We start from the raw sequence: 20,054 nt of genomic DNA on the forward strand, positions 1-20,054 counted from the left end.
CTATAACTAGGGCTGTTTGATCTTCTATACAGTTTAGTATTTCCCCAACTCCCGCAGGCTAGTATGATTTTCCTGAATGCGACGGAACATTTTTTCCATATCTGACTTGGTAAAGTTGACCAAGACCGGCCGACCGTGTGGGCAGTTGTAAGGATTGTCACACTGGGACAGCTGAAAGAGCAAGTCACGCGCAGAGTAGTCATCCAGACTGTGATTGGCCTTGATGGAGCGTTTGCAGCTCATCATAATGGCCAGCTCTGCTCGATATTTCTTGATAGAAACTTCCTTGGTCAGGAGAAGCATATCACACATTTCATAGATGCCGGCTTCAATCTCCTCTTCCTTGAACCAAATGGGATGCTCACGGAGGATAAACTGGTTGGCTCCGTACTCTTCTAAAAAGATGCCAGCATCTTCTAACAGCTCCATCCGCTGCTTGATTCGCAGCATATCGTCCGCTGGAAATTCAAAGATATAAGGCACCAAGAGCTGCTGCTGGCTATTGTCCACATCCCCAATCTTCTCCCGATAATACTCATACTTGACCCGCTCTTGAGCAGCATGTTGGTCAATAATGTAAAGACCGCCCTTGCCTTGAGCAAAGAGATAGGTACCATGCATCTGACCAAAATATTCTAACTCTGGGAAGCTTGACTTCTCTTCCTGTTCTAGCTTATCCACAGCCCGCTCCAGACTGGCCTGGTCTAGCTCTGGATGGTCTAGCTGGTCATAACTAACTGGCCTTCTCTCTGCAAATTTGACCGAAGTCGGTTGCGGTTCTGATTTTTCATCTGTCGCTTCATGAACAGGCTCTGCTGATTCTTCAAAGGATAACTGCTGCTCGGCCACCTGTGGCTTGAGGAAAAAGTCATTCTGCTCCTTATCGTAGTAGAGGCGATTTTCTTTCAGCGGGAGGCTAGTCTGTTCAGGCTTATTGGCACGCTTAACAGTTGATTTGGCTAGATTTTCCAAAGCATCCGGGATAAGGTCTTGCTCTTTGAGACTGGTCGCAATAGCTTGCGAAATCAAGGTCATGAGTTCCCGCTCTTTAGAAATCCGCACCTCTTGCTTGGTCGGATGGACATTGACATCGGCCAGATAGGGGTCAATCTGAATATTGATGACCGCGAGTGGAAAGCGGCCTACCATCAGCTTGCTGCCGTAGCCGTCCAAAATAGCGCGATTGAGCAGGAAATTCTTAATGTAGCGGCCGTTGATGAGGATCGTAATATAATTCCGATTCGCACGAGTCAACTCAGGCAAACTGACATAGCCGCTCACCTCAAAGTCCAAATCCGAAGCAGAGATTTCCACCATTTTCTTGGCTGTTGCCAGACCATAGATGCCTGCAATAGCCTGACGCAGATTGCCACTGCCGGCAGTCCGTGTCATTTCGCGGCCGTCGCTGACAAGGGTGAAAGCCACCTCTGGATGGGCTAGGCTGAGCCGATTAATCACATCAACGATATGGGACAGCTCAGCCTGCTGGCTCTTCATATACTTGAGCCGGGCTGGAGTATTAAAGAAGAGATCTTCTATCTTGATTTTCGTTCCCACCGGACTGCTAGCAGGCTCATGCTCTTCAATCTCACCGCCTTGGGCAACCAGCAGAGTCCCGTGCTGACCAGCTTCCGTTGCAGTCTCAATGGTAAAACGCGAGACAGAAGCAATGGAAGGAATGGCCTCGCCACGAAAACCCAGTGTCCGAATCCGAAAGAGATCCGCTTGTTTCTTGATTTTACTGGTAGCATGGCGTCGAAGAGCCAGAGGGACATCTTCGTGGTCTATGCCCTCACCATTATCCGTCACCTGAATGCTCTTGAGTCCGGCCTCCTCGATTTCGATGGTAATCTGGCTGGCACCCGCATCAATTGAATTCTCCACCAGCTCCTTGACCACACTGCTAGGTCGCTCAATGACTTCGCCAGCCGCAATCTGATTGGCTAGAATTTCTGGAAGTTCGATAATTTTTGACATCTTTTTCTCCGTATTTGTTCTGCTATCTATTATAACACATTGGGCTCTTTCTATCAGAGGGCAGACTTATCTTGCCCGCTCTGCTCACAAGACAAACCATATAGACACAAATAGCTGCCACATAGACACAAGGGCTTGTTTTCGCTGCCAAGTTGCGGTTTAATAAAGGTGAAAGGAGGAAGTTATGAAAGTTAAGCTAAGAATCGATTCTCAAGTCACCGAAGACTCCGTCAGCATTGAAGCTCGACTCATGACCGAAAGCATTCAGGAATTGATCCACTTTGCTCAACATCTAGGCAAAGAAGACAAGATTCATGTCAAAAAAGAGAACGAAATCTATCTGCTGGATGCTAAGGAAATCCACCGAATCTATACAGAAAATCGCCAGCTCCGAGTCCGAACAGCAAAAGACAGCTATCGAGCTCAACAAGCTCTTTATCAGTTGCTGCAGAGCCTTCCGGACTATTTTCTGCAGATTTCTCAGTCGGAAATTATCAACAGCCGACAAATCAGCCACCTCAAGCTGACTCCAAATGGTCTGATTCAAATATTTCTGAAAAACGGCGACCAGACTTACTCGTCCCGCCGCTATCTCAAATCTATCAAAGAAAGGTTGCAATTATGAAAACTCGTCTTAAAGAACTCTTTTTCGGAGGAATTGGAGGGATTTTCATCGGTCTCTTCTTCTCCATGATTGTTTCTTATTTTTACAACCCAGCTTATCTACCGCTTCACCCTCGCTCTCCTATCGGCCACTTCTTTTTGAGCCAGCATGTCCATGTTTCCCTCATCATGCTCTACTGCCTGCTTATCTGGTTTATCATGGGAGCTGTTTTCAGATGGAGCGGAAGCTTCTTCCAAAGAGACTGGAGCATCCTGCGCTCCATCGTCAGCCACTATGGTGTGATGATTCTGAGTTTTGCACTTTTGGCTAATCTAGCTGGATTTTTCCCAAGAGAAAAAATATTCAGCCTGACACTGACTGCCGTCGGGGAATTCACCCTTATCTATCTAATCATTTCAGGCGCCATCTATTACCACACCTACCGCAACATTCAAAAAATCAATAGCGGCTTGTCTAGCAAATCGTGAGAAATAAAAAGAACAGACTTGAGGCATTAACAAGTCTGTTCTTTGCTTTTACAACTTCTTCTTGAGATCGGCCACTGCTGCCATGACTTCCAGGGGAGTCATATTGTAGATGTCCAAGTCTCGGAGTTCAGTTAGAACCGTATTTTCCGATCCTTCTGCGAAAAGAGACATCTGCTCAGCCACTTGTGACTGCTTCGGTCTGGATTCAGCAGGAAGCTCTGATCCTAACGCTGTATCCTGACTCTCCAAATGACTCAAAATGCTGTCCGCCCGCTCCAGTAATTTCTCAGGAAGTCCGGCAATCTTCGCCACATGAATTCCGTAGGACTTGTCAGCCGGACCCGGCTCAATCTTATGCAGGAAAGTCACCTGCCCGTCCTTTTCCAAGGTTGCCACATGAACATTTTCCAAATGCTCCAAACTATTCTCTAAAGCTGTCAGCTCATGATAGTGGGTGGCAAAGAGGGTCTTGGCCCCAGTATAATGATGAATATGCTCGATAATAGCCTGAGCCAGCGCCATCCCATCATAAGTAGCCGTCCCGCGACCCAGCTCATCAAAGAGAATGAGCGAACGCTCGCTGGCCTGTCGAATGGCCCGATTGGCCTCCATCATCTCCACCATAAAAGTGGACTGGCCGGACACCAGATCATCCGCTGCACCGATACGAGTGAAAATCGCATCGAATAAAGGCAGACTGGCAGACTGAGCAGGCACATAAGAACCCATCTGTGCCATAATGACAATGATAGCCAGTTGGCGCATATAAGTCGATTTCCCACTCATGTTTGGCCCGGTAATCAGCTGAATGTTCGTTTCCTGGTCCAGCAGAATACTATTTGGAATGTAGCTTTGGGCACCCATGACCTTTTCCACGACAGCATGGCGGCCTTTTTCAATCTGCAGACGGCGCTCCGCAGTAAAGACGGGACGCACCAAATGCAGTTGTTCTGCCACCGCAGCAAAGCTCTGCAATACATCTACAGCTGCTAGCGTTTGTGCCAAGGCCTGCAAGCGCTGGATATATTTGCCAGCTTCCTCTCGAATCCGCATGAAAATTTCGTATTCCAGATTAGCAGATTTTTCACGCGCCTCCAACATCTCTCCCTCAATTCGGGCCAGCTCCTCCGTTCCGAAACGCTCCGAATTTTTCAGGGTCGCCTTGCGGAAGAAATGACTGGGAACATGAGCCAGCTGGGAATTGGTCACATGGAAGTAGTAGCCATCTTTTTTATTATAATCAATCTTTAGATTGCTGATGCCGCTGTTGGAACGCTCTTTGACCTCCAGCTCTGCAATCCATCCGGTCCCCTCCCTCAGCACAAGACGATACTGATCCAAGTTCTCATCAAAACCTGTCCGAATGATATTGCCCTCGGTGATGACATGGGGTGCATCCGGAGAAATAGCTGAGCTAATCAAGCCTGCCAACTCTGGAATAGGATCCAAGCCCTCAATCAAACGAGCTAGATGCGGGCTACCGATTCCTTGCAAGATAGCCTTAATCTGAGGCACATTGCCCAATGTAGCTGCCAGCTGCAGCAGATCCTTGGGATTGGTCTTGCCAAAAGAAACCCGACTAGCCAGCCGCTCGATATCATAGACTCCCTTGAGGCTCTCCGTCAAATCACTCCGCTCAAAGAAATGATCCAGAAAGACCTCGACAACATTCTGCCGCTGGATGATTCGCGCTTCATCAATCAGCGGACGCTGAATCCAAGAGCGCAGCATGCGACCCCCCATGGCCGTCTTGGTCTCGTCCATCAGCCAATAAAGACTGCCGTGCTTCTTGCCTGAGCGAGCATTTTCTGTCAAATCCAGACTCGCCTTGGTAGCATAGTCCATTTGCAGAAAGTCCTTGATTTCATAATGCTGAGCCTTCTTCAAATGGCTGAGCTCCCTCATCTGGGTCTGGTGCACATACTCCAGCAATTTCCCTGCTGCCTGACGTTCCATAGGAGACAGCTCCTCGCCCAGCAGCTGGACATCATCCAAGGCCGTCTGTACATAGGACAGTAAGAGGTTCATCTGTCCAGCCAAGACCTGCTCCTCAGCTTCTGGCAAGGCATAGCCCAGCACCACTTCCCTAGCTTTCAAATTGCGAATTTCCCCGCAGACCAAGCTAAAGTCCTCTAAACTAGTCACCTGAAACTCACCGGTCACCAAGTCCATATAAGCCAGACCATAGAGGCCCTCTGAGTAATCCAGAGCCACCAGAAAGTTATTCGCAGAGTCCGGCTTACTGGAATCCACTACAGTCCCCGGCGTGATAACCTGAACGACCTCCCGCTTAACAACGCCCTTGGATTCCTTGGGATCTTCCATCTGCTCTGCAATCGCTACCTTATAGCCTGATTCGACCAAAACATCAATATACTGCTGTGCCGAATGATAGGGAACTCCGGCCATGGGAATGGAGTTTTCAGCATTTTTATTGCGGCTGGTGAGAGAAATCTCTAAAATCTGGGCGGCATTGACCGCATCATCATAAAACAACTCATAGAAATCCCCCATCCGAAAGAGCAAGAAAGCATCTGGATAGTCCTTTTTAATATCCAAATACTGCTGCATGCCTGGCGATAACTTTTCTACTGCCATCTCTATCCTTTCTAAAAACAAACGAGGTCAGGACTTCCGTCTCAAACCTCTCCATTTTTCCTGAAAAAACTGTGATTCTTACATCACTTCCTGTATTTGCTCCTCAATCTCCTGAGCCGCTGCCTGATCCCGGCAAACTACTAAAAGAGTATTGGCACCCGCAACGGTTCCCAGAATACGGCTATCCAGCGAGCTATCCACGACATTGGCCAGCACTGTTGCCTCGCCCAGCTCAGTACGAAGAACCAGACTAAACTCCGCCCTGGCTACACTCTCCACATGCTTGGCTAAAAACTCTATCAAGTCAATCTCTTCGGTCTCATGCGCCAAAACATAATAAGTCAGCCCCTTCTTCTTAACCTTGGTCAGGCCAATTTCACGGAGGTCACGCGACAGGGTAGTCTGCGTCACATAAATCCCTTGCGCTTCCAGACGATCCTGAATCTCCTTTTGCGTTCCTAGCTTTTCTTCTTTAATCATCGTTTTGACTAACTGATGACGGTCATTCTTTCTCATTTTTACCTCATTATTGAATAATTAGAAGCTGCATTCATATAAGAATACTCCATCTGATGAAAGACTGCTTCTCCATCAATCTAGGCAAAGATTTGCAGGAATACTGAGAATAAACAAAAAACTTTAACGAAGAGTGACAGGCAAGGAAGCATTCAGATGGAAAGCCCATCTATAAATACAGGTTCTTATCCCTCTTATTATATCAGAAAAATTCCTATTAGCCCAAAAATTATTCCCAAAAAAATTGAAGATTCCTTGAAAAATGTGATAAAATAATAACAAAAGACACAAAGGAGCAAATATGGATAACAAACAGTTGATTGCCGGCGAATTGGCCAAGGTTATTGACAGCCTTGATCAAGACGCTATTTTAAATTTATTGGAGCAGCCAAAGAGCTCTGAACTTGGCGATATCGCCTTCCCAGCCTTTTCTCTGGCAAAGACTGAGCGCAAAGCTCCTCAAATCATCGCTGCTGACATCGCTGAAAAGATTGACACGGCGCATTTTGACAAAGTCGTTGCGACTGGTCCTTATGTCAACTTTTTCCTCAGCAAAGCTGAAATTTCTGGCCAAGTTATCAAAGAAGTCATCAAAGACGGAGCTGACTATGGCCAGCAAAACGAAGGAAATAATCAGAATATCACCATCGACCTGTCCAGTCCAAACATTGCCAAGCCTTTCTCAGTCGGCCACTTGCGCTCTACTGTTATCGGTGACGCTCTTTCCAACATCTTCCGCAAGATTGGCTACAACACCATCAAAATCAACCACTTGGGAGATTGGGGCAAACAGTTTGGCCTCTTGATGGTAGCTTATAAGAAGTGGGGAAGCCAGGAAGCTGTTGAAGCTAACCCTATCGACGAGCTCCTCAAACTTTACGTGCGTATCAATGCCGAGATTGAAAACGACCCATCTCTGGATGAAGAAGGCCGCCTTTGGTTCAAGAAGCTGGAAGATGGCGACCCAGAAGCAACTGAGCTCTGGCAATGGTTCCGCGATGAAAGTCTGACAGAATTCAACCGTATCTACGAACTCCTAGGTGTCGAATTTGACAGCCTAAACGGTGAAGCTTTCTACAATGACAAGATGGACGAAGGGATTCAAATCCTCGAAGAAAAAGGGCTTTTACAGGAGTCAAAAGGAGCTAGCATTGTAGACCTGGAAGACTTCAACCTTCCGCCTGCTATGATTAAAAAATCAGACGGTGCTACCCTCTACATCACACGAGATATCGCTACAGCCATCTACCGGGCCCGCACTTACAACTTTGTCAAAAATGTCTATGTTGTAGGTCAAGAGCAGGCCAACCACTTCAGACAGCTCAAGGCCGTTCTGAAAAAGATGGGCTTTGACTGGAGCGATGACATGATTCACGTTGACTTCGGTCTGGTGACTAAGAACCGTCAAAAACTGTCTACACGTAAAGGAAACATCATCCTCCTCGAACCAACTCTGCTGGAAGCTATCAGCCGGGCAAAAAGTCAGATTGAAGCTAAAAACCCAGATTTGGAAAACAAGGACGCTGTTGCTCGTGCAGTTGGGGTAGGAGCAGTTAAGTTCTACGACCTCAAAACCGACCGCCGCAATGGTTACGATTTTGATCTGGAAGCTATGGTTTCTTTCGAGGGAGAAACAGGTCCTTACATCCAGTATGCCTATGCTCGTATCCAGTCTATCCTGCGCAAGGCTAACTTCCAGCCAGATGCAGAGGCTACTTACAGCCTAAACGATCCAGAAAGCTGGGAAATTATCAAGCTGCTCCAAGACTTCGGTCGTGTTGTCAAGCGTGCTGCTGATAACTATGAGCCATCTCTGATTGCCAAATACGCTATCAGTCTGGCTCAAGCCTTTAACAAATACTATGCGCACACTCGGATTCTGGATGAAAGCCCTGAGCGCGACAGCCGTTTGGCTCTCAGCTACTCAACAGCTGTTGTCCTCAAAGAAGCTCTGCGTTTGCTGGGAGTAGAAGCCCCAGAAAAGATGTAAGCTTGATTTAGAACATCAAAAAACGAAAACCTCACTGGTTTTCGTTTTTTTCAATGTGATAGAGATCCTCAATAATTCCTGCAACCTTCTTAATGTCTCCCAACATGCCACGCATTTCAAAATCAGCCAAAACCGGAAATCCGAAGCGCTCTGAATATTGCTTGGCTGTCAGACAGTATTGGTTGTTAAAGTTACGATTGCCACTGCCAATGACACCCAGACACTTGCTGGCATTCTGACCATAGGCAATAAAGTCTCCAACATCAGTTGTCAGAATTTCTACATCGCCATTGTCGACACCATTGCCACCCTCCAGATAAGTCGGCAGAAAAGCGATAAAAGGATTGTCCATTTCAAAAAAGGGCTGCCCTTCCCTTACCAAGTCTTTGATATGAATCTTCTCTACCTCTAGGCTTAGATGCTGCTCCAGCAAATAGTCTGTCAGCCGTCGGACAAAACTCTCTGTATTGCCGCTCAAGCTGATGTAAACCAAGGAAACCTTTGTCATTTTACTCTCCATTCTAAAAAATAACAGATATTGCTTCTTAAAATTGTAAGCACTTATCTGTTATTTGTCAAATCTTATTCCTTTGCAGCTAGTTCCGCTTTTTCAGCCTCTTTTTGCTGCTGGATTAGCTTAAAGACGACGATGGAAAGGAAGATTAGGCTAATGACTACTGAAAGGAGGATGGAGAAATTCAACCCCGTCATCTGTGCCGAAAGAAGAGTTGAGTCCGAGAAAGAAGAAGCTATAATTCCCTTTGATACCACATAAGCATAGGCTGTCGAAATCAAGCCCACAAGAACATCGGCAATGTAGATAAGATTGGCCTTAAATATATCTTTCCTAAAAAGGAAGAAAATAGCCAATATTAAGAGAACGATGTGCCCGTAAAAAAAGAAATTATTGGCTAGCGAATTCGCCACTTCTGCACTCTTGCTAAAATAAGTGGCATACTGCGATTTTGCTGGTTCTTCTATCTGCTTAAGAATGCTTTTCACTCCAGCATCAGAAGAAGTGAACTTCCCCAAAAGCCCCCACAAGGTTCCCACGGTTGACAAGCCCAGCAAAATATAAAGATAAATTGGTTTCTTTTTCATGAACGCCTCCTGTAAAGAAATATTTTCACTTATTATACACCGAAAAGAAAAAGCTGACAAGACCAAGAGGCTTTCGCCTTTTCAGAAACCCACACAATAGCTAATTCTCTATCCACATATTTTATTCAAAAATCAAAGCCGAAACACTACTGTCTCGGCTTTTTAAATTCAAAGAATATTAGCTGTTCAAGTGCCATACTTCTTCTTCGTATTGAGCGATAGTACGGTCAGATGAGAAGAAGCCAGCTTTGGCGATATTGACGATGACTTTGTCCATCCAAGCATCGCGGTTTTCGTAATCCGCCAGCATGCGCTCTTTCACTTGGATATAGTCTTCCAGATCCAGCAGGGTCATGAACCAGTCCTTGCTGAACAGTTCATTGTAAAGACGTTCCAAGCGTTCAGCTTTACCGATTGCTAATACTTCATCGCTGACGATAAAGTCAACCAATGGCTTGATAGCTTCGCGCGCATAGTACTCACTAGACTTGTAAGCAGATTTTGCGTAGAGGTCGATAACAGTCTCAGAATCTTCACCGAAGATGTAGATGTTGTCTTCGCCGACCAACTCTGCAATCTCAACATTCGCTCCGTCCATAGTACCAAGAGTCAAAGCACCGTTAAGCATGAACTTCATGTTACCAGTACCAGATGCTTCCTTAGAAGCCAAGGAAATCTGCTCAGAAATATCACCAGCTGCAATCAAGAAGCTAGACGCTGTAACATTGTAGTTTTCTACCATAACTACTTGCAGGTGTGGAGCCACTTGAGGGTCATTAGCAATCACTTCTGACAAGCAAAGGATGAGGTGGATGATGTCCTGTGCAATTGTGTAAGCAGGAGCAGCCTTACCACCGAAGAAGACAGTGATTGGACGAGCAGGGATGTTACCAGCCTTGATGTCCAGATACTTGTGGATAACGTAGAGAGCGTTCATTTGTTGGCGCTTGTACTCATGCAGACGCTTGATTTGGATATCAAAGATAGATTCTGGATTGATTTCCACGCCTTGTGCTTCCTTCAAGTGACGAGCCAATTTACGCTTGTTATGAGCCTTGATACCTTCCAATTTTTCTTTGACATTTGCAGCGCCAGTGAATTCCAACAAGCCTTCGAGCTTAGTTGCATCATGGTGCCAGTCTCGGCCCAGCAACTCATCCAAATAATGAGACAGGCGTGGGTTGGCATGCATGAGCCAGCGGCGGAAAGTAATACCGTTGGTCTTGTTATTGAATTTTTCAGGGTAGATATCGTAGAAGGCTTTAAGCTCAGAATTTTTCAGGATTTCTGTATGCAGAGCAGCAACACCATTTACACTGTATCCGTAGTGGATATCCATGTGCGCCATGTGCACACGATCGTCCTCATCAATGATTTGCACTGCTGGACCTGCGTATTTAGCTTTCACGCGCTTGTCAAGCTCTTTGATGATTGGCACCAGATGCGGTACTACTTCTTTCAAGAATTCCAGAGGCCATTTTTCAAGAGCTTCTGCCAGAATCGTGTGGTTCGTATAAGCAGTCATCTTCTGTACGATGGCAATTGCTTCATCCAGATCCAAACCACGTTCTGTCAAGAGACGAATCATTTCTGGGATAACCAGAGATGGGTGGGTATCATTGATTTGGATGACAGCATAGTCTGCCAAGTCATGCAAGTTGCTGCCTTTTTCAATGGCTTCGTCAATAATCAGCTGAGCACCATTTGAAACCATAAAGTACTGCTGGAAGATACGGAGCAATTCCCCTTGCTTGTCACTATCGTCTGGATAGAGGAAGAGGGTCAAGTTGCGAGCAATATCTGTCTTATCAAAGTCAATACCGTCTGTGATGATATCCGCATCCACTGAGTCCAAATCAAAGAGACGAAGACGGTTCTTAGTTTCTGTCTTGTAACCAGGCACATCAATATCGTAAAGAGTAGATGTCAAAGTGAAGTGAGCAAATGGCACTTGGTAGCTGCGGCTAGAGCGAACCAACCAGTTTTGCTCAGTCAGCCAGAAGTTAGGAATAGTTGTCTGTTCGTTGTTTTTCAAAACCTGTTGGAAGAGACCAAAGTGGTAGTTCAGTCCTACACCATCACCATTGAGACCCAAGGTCGCAATAGAATCCAAGAAGCAGGCAGCCAAACGACCCAAGCCTCCGTTACCCAGAGACGGCTCCAACTCAACTTCTTCTACCTCGATCAAGTCCTTGCCAGCATCTGCCAACTCTTGCTTCACATCGTCGTAAAGTCCAAGGTTGATCAAGTTGTTAGACAAGAGTTTACCAATCAGGAACTCAGCTGAGATGTAGTAGAGTTTTTTCTTACCAGTGTTGACTGGCTTTTGAGCGCTGGCTAATTTAGTGTAGTTCAAAAGAGCCAGGTAGAGTTCTTCGTTGCTGCAATCAGCAAGATTTTTTGAATAAGTATTTTTGATATAAGTTTGTAAGTTTGACATGATTAATCCCTTCAAGCCTGATTCGGCTGTTCTTTATTCGTTAATTAAATCGGTATTCATCCGACGGTAAGTCTTGGTCAAGCTGTAAAGCTCACCTTCGACGATTGGATTCAGCTCTTCAACTGTCATCCGCCAAGTCCAGTTGCCACCAATTGTGGATGGATAGTTCATCCGTGCTGCACTGTCTAATTCCAGCAGGTCTTGCATGGTCGCAACGGCCATAAAGCTGACTGAAGCAAAGATTGTGCGTAGCATTGCATGGGGTACTGTTTCGTACTCCTTACGGTTAGTGTACTGAGCCATGTACTGGCGAGTAGCGTCGTCAATCTCATCCTTGTACCAGCCCAGAACAGTATTGTTATCATGGGTTCCGGTATACATGACTGAGTTGTTTGGCGCCAGATGCGGGCTATCGATGCTTTCATCATCAGGATTGAAGGCAAATTGCAAGATCTTCATTCCTGGGAAACCAGTGCGCTCACGCAGCTCGATCACTTCATCCGTCATAAAGCCTAGGTCTTCTGCGATGATATTCAAATCACCCAAGGCTTCCTTAACCGCTGCAAAAAGTTTGTAGTCAGGACCTTTGACCCACTTACCAGAAGCAGAAGTTTCTGAACCAGCAGGTACTTCCCAGTAAGACTCAAAGCCGCGGAAGTGGTCAATACGGACAATGTCGTAAATCTTGAAGCTTTCACGCAGGCGCTCAATCCACCAAGCATAACCATCCTTATCCATAGCTTCCCAGTCATAGATAGGATTGCCCCAAAGCTGGCCAGTTTCTGAAAATTCATCTGGCGGACATCCTGCCACACAAGTTGGCTTGCCAACAGCATCTGTCTTAAAGAAGTGAGGCTGCGCCCACACATCAGCACTGTCAGCTGCCACATAGATTGGCATATCACCGACAATCTCGATATGATGTTCATTAGCATAGGCTTTTAATCTTAACCACTGCTTAAAGAAGAGATACTGAGTTACACGATGGTAGGTCAGCTTGTCAGCCAGCTTCTCACGATAAGAAGCGAGACTAGCAGCGTCACGGCGACGGATCGCTTCATCCGGCCACTCTGTCCAAGCTAGATTATCAAAATGCTCCTTGATAGCCATGTACTCAGCGAAAACTTCCAGCCAAGCTGCATTTTGCTCCACAAAGCTCTCATAGTCAGACAGATCGTCTGCTTTCAAGAAGCGAGCAACTGCTTTTTCCATGATTGGACGACGAGCATCGAAAATCTTTGCATAATCCACTTTTCTAGGATCATCTCCAAAATCAGCTCCCTTGACATCTGCCTCGTTCAGCAAACCTTCTTCTATCAGAATATCAAAATCGATAAAGTAGGTGTTCCCTGCGAAAGCAGAGAAAGACTGATAAGGAGAATCACCATAACTGGTCGTTCCCAGTGGCAAAATCTGCCAATAGCGCTGCTTGGTGCGAACCAAGAAGTCTACAAAATCATAAGCACTTTGGCCAAAAGATCCGATACCGTACTTGCCCGGAAGGGATGAAATGTGCATGAGCACGCCGCTTTGACGTTTTTTCATTTTGTCACCTCGTTATTTTTTCCTCTACGCCTTTTCATTTTTACTTAATGCAAACGTTTGCGTCGACTTGATTATAACCTATTTTTTTTTTTAGTGCAAGGGGTTTTTGAGATTTTTTTCAATTTATTGGTTAATGGATATAATGCTCTTTTAGGACTCTCTTACAGCCCCAATTATTTGCCGTTTTTCTCTTCTTGCAAGCGTTCTCTTTTTGTGTTAAAATGTTCTTACAAACAGAAAACGTTTGCGTTTACTGAGAAACTGCTTTATACTTGTTTTTTCGACCATCATAGTTAAGCAAAATCACTGGTTATAAGAACCATTTTGGGCATAGGTTTGCATGACTCATAGAAAGCAAGTGCTTCTACTACTAGATTTAAAATAGTTGATGATATATCAAGGATTTCCAGCAAATGCAGGCCTTTAGGAGGTTTTTATGCGAGTTACTATCAAAGAAGTCGCAAAACTAGCAGGCGTGTCGCCCTCTACTGTGACCCGCGTCGTGCAAAACAAATCAACCATCAGTGAAGAAACTAAAAAACGGGTCCGTGCTGCTATGAAGGAGCTGGACTATCATCCCAACCTCAATGCCAGAAGTCTGGTCAGCCAGTCCAGCCAGGTCATCGGCTTGGTCCTGCCGGACGACTCAGATGTCTTCTATCAAAACCCTTTTTTCCCAACTGTGTTGCGGGGGATTTCTCAGATTGCTTCTGACTATGACTATGCCATCCAGATCAGCACCGGGCAAGATGAAGAGCACCGCTTGGAAAATATGAAGCAGATGATTTTAGGAAAGCGAGTAGACGGACTGATCTTCCTTTATTCTAAGCAGGACGATCCTTTGGTCGACTTTGCAGTCAGAAACAACTTCCCCTTCCTTATCCTTGGGAAAGCTGTCTCACCTTTCATCTCTCTGGTGGACAATGACAATATTAAGGCCGGCTATGACGCGACCAGATACTTCCTTGACAAGGGCTATCGGAAAATCGCCTTTCTGGCCGGGAATAAGGAGCTGGTCGTTTCCCAAGATCGTTACACAGGCTACAAGCAAGCCCTAAATGAAGCAGACCGACCTTTGGATGATCGCATTATCAAATTTGCTTTCGGTTTCCTTCTGGAAGACAACAGTTACAAGATTATGGAGGAGCTGCCGCTGGATGAGATTGAAGCTATCGTAACCTCTGATACCTTGGTAGCAGAAGGAGCCCTGCACTATCTCAAAGATCAGGACTACCAGATTCCCATTATCACCTTTGATTCTATCAAACCGCGCATTGATGTGGATGCCTATATCGATATCAATGCCCTCGAGCTTGGTAAAGAGTCTTTCCGGACCCTCTTCCAAATCATCAAGGACAATAAAGAAGACAAGCAAATCTGCTATCGACAGCTGATTCCGCATAGCATCAGCACTCACTAATCCGAGTGCTTTTGCTCATTTATCAACGCTTCACATATCGGCCTTGTCCCAACCCAGGGCAGAGCCTGAACTAAAAGCAATTACCCGAAGAGAAACCGACAAAGAAAGAGGAAAAACATGGCCTTTCGTATTTTTCAAGCCTATTTAGATGACGAAAACATCATCACCATCGAACTGGAAAAAAGCTTTGATGCCTATTCCATCCACTTTACACTGGAAGACAAGCACAGCTCCAGCCCTTTAACTATCAAAAATATCAACAATCAGGAAGAGCGGATTATCTACACCGTGTCAGCTAATGAGCCCATTGACTTGACGCAGTCCTACAAGGTCTATGATCAAGACCGCAACCATACCGACCTGCAGTACCGCCATATCGTGAAAAAGCCTATTTTCGATGAGATTTTTGACTATGCAGGCGACGATTTGGGAGCTCAGTACAGCCCCCAAGCCACCGACTTCAGACTCTGGGCACCCATTTCCGAAAAAGTCCTCCTGCATCTGAAAGACCAGGTTCACCATCTCAAACGTCTGGATAGGGGAGTCTGGCATACTCGGATTGAAGGAGATTTAGAGGGAGCCTCCTATTCTTATCTCCATAAGATCAATGGCAAGTGGGTGGAAGTCCACGATCCCTACGCCCTAGCCTCAGATGTCAATTCGGGCAACAGCTATGTCATCGATCTAGACAAGATTAAAAAGCCAATCAAACGAGCAAAAACACAGTTGGATCCGACAGAAGCCGTCATTTATGAAATGAGCGTCCGCGATTTCTCTATGCAGAAAGAAGCTGGCTTCTCCTATCCTGGGAAGTTTGCCTCGCTGAGCGAATCACCAGTCGTCCACGGCCAGAAGTTCGGTTTGGACTATCTGAAAGAGCTAGGCATCAGCCACGTGCAACTTATGCCTGTCTATGACTTTGGCAGCGTTGATGAAAAGCATCCAGAGCTCGTCTACAACTGGGGCTACGATCCTGTCCAATATAATGTCCCAGATGGCAGTTTTACCAGCGATCCGCGAGACCCTTATGCCCGCATCTTAGAGCTACAGGCGGCCATTACTGCCTTCCACAATGCTGATATCAGCGTCATCATGGACGTGGTCTACAATCATGTCTATGATGCCAACAGCTATGCTTTTGAAAAAATTGTGCCCGGCTATTTTTTCCGACTCAATGACATGGGCTATCGGACCAACGGGACCTTCTGCGGCAATGATGTAGCCAGTGAGAAGGCCATGGCCCGCCGCTATATCAAGCAGTCGGTCAAACAATGGGTCAGCCTCTATGGCTTTGACGGTTTCCGCTTTGATCTGATGGGAATTTTAGATATCCAAACCATGCAGCAGATAGCCAACGAGCTAAAGACGCTCTATCCTAATATCTACCTCTACGGCGAAGGCTGGCAGATGGATACTGGGCTGGCAAGTGAACGTTTGGCTCATCAGTACAATGCTGCCCAGCTTCCGGATTATGGGTTTTTCAGCGATCATTTCCGTGACAGTCTCAAGCAGACCATCGCCCAAGGCAGGCAAATCGAGAGCAAGACTCCTGCCAGTCAGATTGAGAATGTCCTGACAGCCAATATCGGTCTAAAAGGCGAGGCTCACTTCATAGCGCCCCAGCAGGCTATTAATTATGTCGAGTGCCATGACAATGCAACGATTTTTGATTACTTTGACATCGTCAACCCTGCTATCACTCTACGGGATCGGCTGGCCAATTCGCGGCTGGCTCTCCAACTCGTCCTGCTGGCTCAAGGTGTTCCCTTTATCCACAGCGGTCAGGAATTTTTCCGGACTAAGAATCTGATTGACAACACCTACAATATGCCTGACGAGATCAATAAACTAGACTGGCTGCGCTCCCTGCATTACACAGAGGATATTGCTTTTCTTAAAAATCTGATTGCCTTTCGCAGGGCACATCCGCTGCTGCATCTAAAGACCAGCGCCGCTATCAAGCAAGCTTGTCAGGTCAACTGGCTGACAGACAGTTTATTGGAGTACAAAATCCAAGACAGCAAAGCGAGCATGAACATCGTCATCAACTTTAGCAGCCAAGAGGCTGTCTACGAAAACAAAAACAAGCAAAGATTGCATCTCCAATACCCAGCCATTGATGCCCAAAAACCAATCGCACCTCTAGCTGACAGTTATAGCCTAGCTGGCAAGCAATTGATTGTGTTGAAATAGATTATAAAACATCAGCCAATGAATAAGCTGATGTTTTTGTTTTTTATAATCCCAAATAATCTTCGACTGCTGCCTGCATTTGGTCTGCAGCGACCGTCGTTTTGTGATGTACTGGGGCTGTTTCTAAGCCGTCCACAGCTGGTGGAAGGGCTACGCCAGAAAGTTCGTGCAGTTGGTCCAAAGCCTCAAAATCACTAAGGCTTGTTTGGCCAGTCACAGCTTCAACGGCTACAACTGGGAATTTATAGGGACTAGCGGTAGACGCGATAACAGTCTTGCGCTGATCCCCTGTCTCTGCCAGATATTTTTGATAGACAGCAGACGCGACAGCCGTATGAGGGTCTTCGATGTAGTCAGAGGCCTGATAGACCCGCTTGATTTCAGCTGCTGTTTCTTCTTCTGTCGCATAGTCAGCCGCAAAGAGCTCTAAAATCTCAGCGTCAAAGTCCGTCAGTTCATACTGTCCATGCTCATTCAGAGCCGCCATCAAAGCAGCTGTTTTCTCAGAGCTGTTACCAGACAGATGGAAAATCAGACGCTCCAGGTTAGAGGAAACCAGAATATCCATGGACGGACTAGACGTCACCTTGAAGCTCCGCTTCTTATCATAAACCTGAGTCTTGAAGAAGTCTGTCAGGACATTGTTTTCATTTGATGCGCAGATTAGCTTGCCAACCGGCAGACCGATTTGCTTGGCATAGTAGGCCGCTAGGATATTCCCAAAGTTCCCAGTCGGAACGGTAAAGTTGACCTTGTCTCCTGCTGTGATTTCTCCCGTCTTCACCAGCTGAGCATAAGCATAGACATAGTAAACAATCTGAGGCACCAAACGGCCGATATTCATAGAGTTAGCTGATGAAAACTGGAGTTTGTGCTCCAAGAGACGAGCTCGTAGGTCTGGGTCGTTAAACATGCGCTTGACATTGGTCTGGGCATCGTCAAAGTTACCGTCAATGGCAACCACATGCGTATTGGCACCCGTCTGCGTCGTCATTTGCAGCTCTTGGACCTTGCTGACACCATCTTTGGGATAAAAGACGATGATTTCAGTTCCTGGAACATCCGCAAAGCCTGCCATAGCGGCCTTGCCTGTGTCGCCAGACGTCGCCGTCAAAATAACAATTTTGTTTTCCAAGCCGTGCTTTTTAGCTGCTGTCGTCATCAAGTGAGGCAGGATGGACAAAGCCATGTCCTTGAAGGCAATGGTCGCTCCGTGGAAAAGCTCTAGATTATACTGACCATCCAGCTTGACCAAGGGAGCAATCGCTGCATCATCAAACTTGCTGTCGTAGGCATGGGTGATACAGTGGTCCAGCTCCGCTTCAGAAAAATCATCCAAAAAGGCAGATAAAACTAGCTTGGCTACTTCCTGATAAGAAGCGTCTTTGAGCTTGGCAAAATCCAAATCGACCTGCGGATAGGTAATGGGTGTAAAAAGGCCTCCGTCTGTTGCCAAACCTTGCAAAATAGCCTGGCTAGCTGTTACTCTATTCTTTTCATCGCGTGTTGATTGATAAACTAAAGTCATTCTTTCTTTTCCTTTATCTGTAGTTCGTTTTATTATACCAAAATTTATCAGAAAATTCTCGCTTTTTCACAGAGAATATAAGAAAAAGCCCATTTCTGGGCTTTTAATTGTCTTATTTATTCATTCATAGATACATGCACGTGGTCGTAATGGTTTTCAGTCACACTACCACGGTCTGGCATTTGGTTCCAAGTATTGGCTGGACCGTAAATGCTATCAAATGGTGCATAGAATTTCTGTTGCCAGATAACATAAGAAATTCCTCTTCCGGTCATGTTAGAAGTAACATCAGCTGCAACCTGATTTCCTAACTCAGTATTCTCACCAACGATAAAGTCAGCTGCCAAGCCCTTACCATGGTCACCACTATCACCTGGACGATAGAGACTGAATTCTGTAATTCCATATTTAGCTGCTATTTCTTCTTTCAGAGCTGCAGTTTGTGGCTGAAGACCTTCATTAGCAGGATTGTTAGTTGTCACGCTAGCTGCGTCTGTTACAGCTGGAGCATTGTAAGTTGTTGGCTCAACAGCGGCAGTTGCTTGACTAACTTGGTCTTGGCCTAATTCAGTCGCTGCTGGAGCCGCCTCTGCTGGAGCTGCTGGACTTGCAGCAATTACTGGCTGTGGCGCTGCCTCTACAGGAGCGGCTGCATTTGCTTCCGCAGCTGGGGCTGCTTCACTTGCAACTTCTGCTACTGGTGCAGGAGCTTCTTCAACAGGCGCTGGTGTTTGGTCTGCTGGAGCTGCAACAGCTTCCTCAATAGCCGGAGCTGGAGTTTCTGCTGCTTGAGCCGGTGCCGCTGGAGCGGCTTGTTCAGTACCAAAAATCTCACTTGCTGTATAATCTTCCGTTACCAAACCTGCATTATTTCCTGCTTGGTAGCTTTGGATTTCTACAGAGGTAATTTCGTTGTGCCCATTTGTTGTAATAGTCAAAACAGTACCTGGGAAAATCAAGTCAGCATTGGCAATTTGGTTGATTTTAGCCAAGTCAACAAGATCAATGTTCATCGCTTGAGCGATATTTCCTAAAGTGTCTCCATATTGAACAGTGTACGTTTGTTGGTTTTCATTACTCGTAATATCCGCTTTAATTTGCTCAACTGTTCTGGCAGTCCAGTTTTGTGGCTGCTCCTCAGCTCGCGTTGTCAACAAAGGCAATGCTGACAAAGCAACAGTTGAAGCCAAAAGTAATTTCTTATTCATTTTCATATGCAAAATGCACCTTCCTAATCATTCATGATACAAAAACCATCTTACCATAAATCTTCTAAGAAAAAAGCCTTTTTCGACCTATTTAACAGAACTGTCTGCCCTCTGTAATATGGAGATTTGTTTGTAACATTTAAAAATGAGCAATCAGCAAAAGAACCCCTTTAGAGAGGTTCTTATTTCTTTCTATTTTGGTCTTATTTAAGCCCTTTGTATTCTACATTAAACCCGACCTAAACTCCTGGCAAAAAAGAGAAAATCTCCTAGAAGCTGTCGCTTCTTCGTCTATTTTTGCTGTAAATATATCTATTCTTGTTAGCACAGCTAAATTGAGCTTCGGCTAAAAACTCGAAAAAAAAAAGAACTAGAGTAGGATTCATCGAATCCATCGTCCAGTTCCTACTTTTTTATTCAGTTTTCTTTATTTTTTTGTATTTTGC

At 45.8% G+C, this 20,054-nt stretch carries 14 protein-coding genes; 5 read left to right on the forward strand and 9 right to left on the reverse strand.

Annotated elements, in window-relative coordinates; all coding sequences use genetic code 11:
* Window positions 1–33: 33 nt before the first annotated feature.
* The gene (gene mutL / locus SSV_RS10685) at window positions 34–1,977 is read right to left on the reverse strand and encodes a DNA mismatch repair endonuclease MutL (protein ID WP_072074755.1); all 1,944 of its coding nucleotides are present in this window, start codon (window positions 1,975–1,977) and stop codon (window positions 34–36) included.
* Between the two features lie 184 nt (window positions 1,978–2,161).
* On the opposite strand from mutL, the gene SSV_RS10690 reads away from it, so the two are divergent.
* Window positions 2,162–2,602 carry a LytTR family DNA-binding domain-containing protein gene (locus tag SSV_RS10690; RefSeq protein WP_002916727.1) on the forward strand — a complete coding sequence of 147 codons (441 nt, stop codon included), beginning with the start codon at window positions 2,162–2,164 and terminating at the stop codon, window positions 2,600–2,602.
* Window positions 2,599–3,069 carry a DUF3021 family protein gene (locus SSV_RS10695; protein WP_002916728.1) on the forward strand — a complete coding sequence of 157 codons (471 nt, stop codon included), beginning with the start codon at window positions 2,599–2,601 and terminating at the stop codon, window positions 3,067–3,069. Before SSV_RS10690 ends, SSV_RS10695 begins: the two co-directional genes overlap by 4 nt.
* Before the next feature lie 48 nt (window positions 3,070–3,117).
* On the opposite strand, the gene mutS is transcribed toward SSV_RS10695, so the two are convergent.
* Together mutS and argR are read right to left on the reverse strand one after the other, a co-directional pair.
* Window positions 3,118–5,667 carry a DNA mismatch repair protein MutS gene (gene mutS, locus SSV_RS10700; RefSeq protein WP_072074756.1) on the reverse strand — a complete coding sequence of 850 codons (2,550 nt, stop codon included), beginning with the start codon at window positions 5,665–5,667 and terminating at the stop codon, window positions 3,118–3,120.
* Window positions 5,668–5,745: 78 nt separating this feature from the next.
* On the reverse strand, window positions 5,746–6,183 hold the full coding sequence (gene argR / locus SSV_RS10705; protein WP_072074757.1) for an arginine repressor: 438 nt from the start codon (window positions 6,181–6,183) through the stop codon (window positions 5,746–5,748).
* Window positions 6,184–6,484: 301 nt separating this feature from the next.
* Here argR and argS point away from each other — a divergent pair, with 301 nt between their 5' ends.
* The gene (gene argS, locus SSV_RS10710) at window positions 6,485–8,173 is read left to right on the forward strand and encodes an arginine--tRNA ligase (RefSeq protein WP_072074758.1); all 1,689 of its coding nucleotides are present in this window, start codon (window positions 6,485–6,487) and stop codon (window positions 8,171–8,173) included.
* A gap of 31 nt (window positions 8,174–8,204) precedes the next feature.
* Here argS and nrdI read toward each other — a convergent pair whose 3' ends face one another.
* The 4 genes from nrdI to malQ form a co-directional block, all read right to left on the reverse strand.
* On the reverse strand, window positions 8,205–8,693 hold the full coding sequence (gene nrdI, locus SSV_RS10715; protein WP_072074759.1) for a class Ib ribonucleoside-diphosphate reductase assembly flavoprotein NrdI: 489 nt from the start codon (window positions 8,691–8,693) through the stop codon (window positions 8,205–8,207).
* A 62-nt stretch (window positions 8,694–8,755) separates the two neighbouring features.
* Window positions 8,756–9,274 carry an ABC transporter permease gene (locus SSV_RS10720; RefSeq protein WP_072074760.1) on the reverse strand — a complete coding sequence of 173 codons (519 nt, stop codon included), beginning with the start codon at window positions 9,272–9,274 and terminating at the stop codon, window positions 8,756–8,758.
* 178 nt (window positions 9,275–9,452) lie between these two features.
* On the reverse strand, window positions 9,453–11,714 hold the full coding sequence (gene glgP / locus SSV_RS10725) for a glycogen/starch/alpha-glucan family phosphorylase (RefSeq protein ID WP_072074761.1): 2,262 nt from the start codon (window positions 11,712–11,714) through the stop codon (window positions 9,453–9,455).
* 33 nt (window positions 11,715–11,747) lie between these two features.
* Window positions 11,748–13,259, reverse strand: a complete 1,512-nt coding sequence (gene malQ, locus SSV_RS10730; RefSeq protein WP_072074762.1) for a 4-alpha-glucanotransferase — start codon at window positions 13,257–13,259, stop codon at window positions 11,748–11,750.
* Between the two features lie 436 nt (window positions 13,260–13,695).
* On the opposite strand from malQ, the gene SSV_RS10735 reads away from it, so the two are divergent.
* Together SSV_RS10735 and pulA are read left to right on the forward strand one after the other, a co-directional pair.
* Window positions 13,696–14,679 carry a LacI family DNA-binding transcriptional regulator gene (locus tag SSV_RS10735; RefSeq protein ID WP_072074763.1) on the forward strand — a complete coding sequence of 328 codons (984 nt, stop codon included), beginning with the start codon at window positions 13,696–13,698 and terminating at the stop codon, window positions 14,677–14,679.
* A gap of 117 nt (window positions 14,680–14,796) precedes the next feature.
* Window positions 14,797–16,872, forward strand: a complete 2,076-nt coding sequence (gene pulA, locus SSV_RS10740) for a type I pullulanase (RefSeq protein ID WP_072074764.1) — start codon at window positions 14,797–14,799, stop codon at window positions 16,870–16,872.
* Between the two features lie 43 nt (window positions 16,873–16,915).
* Here pulA and thrC read toward each other — a convergent pair whose 3' ends face one another.
* Together thrC and SSV_RS10750 are read right to left on the reverse strand one after the other, a co-directional pair.
* Window positions 16,916–18,400 carry a threonine synthase gene (gene thrC / locus SSV_RS10745; RefSeq protein ID WP_072074765.1) on the reverse strand — a complete coding sequence of 495 codons (1,485 nt, stop codon included), beginning with the start codon at window positions 18,398–18,400 and terminating at the stop codon, window positions 16,916–16,918.
* 116 nt (window positions 18,401–18,516) lie between these two features.
* On the reverse strand, window positions 18,517–19,614 hold the full coding sequence (locus SSV_RS10750) for a LysM peptidoglycan-binding domain-containing protein (protein WP_072074766.1): 1,098 nt from the start codon (window positions 19,612–19,614) through the stop codon (window positions 18,517–18,519).
* Window positions 19,615–20,054 lie beyond the last annotated feature (440 nt).

The organism is Streptococcus sanguinis, assembly GCF_001078705.1.
In the GTDB taxonomy this organism is placed as follows: Bacteria; Bacillota; Bacilli; order Lactobacillales; family Streptococcaceae; genus Streptococcus; species Streptococcus sanguinis_D.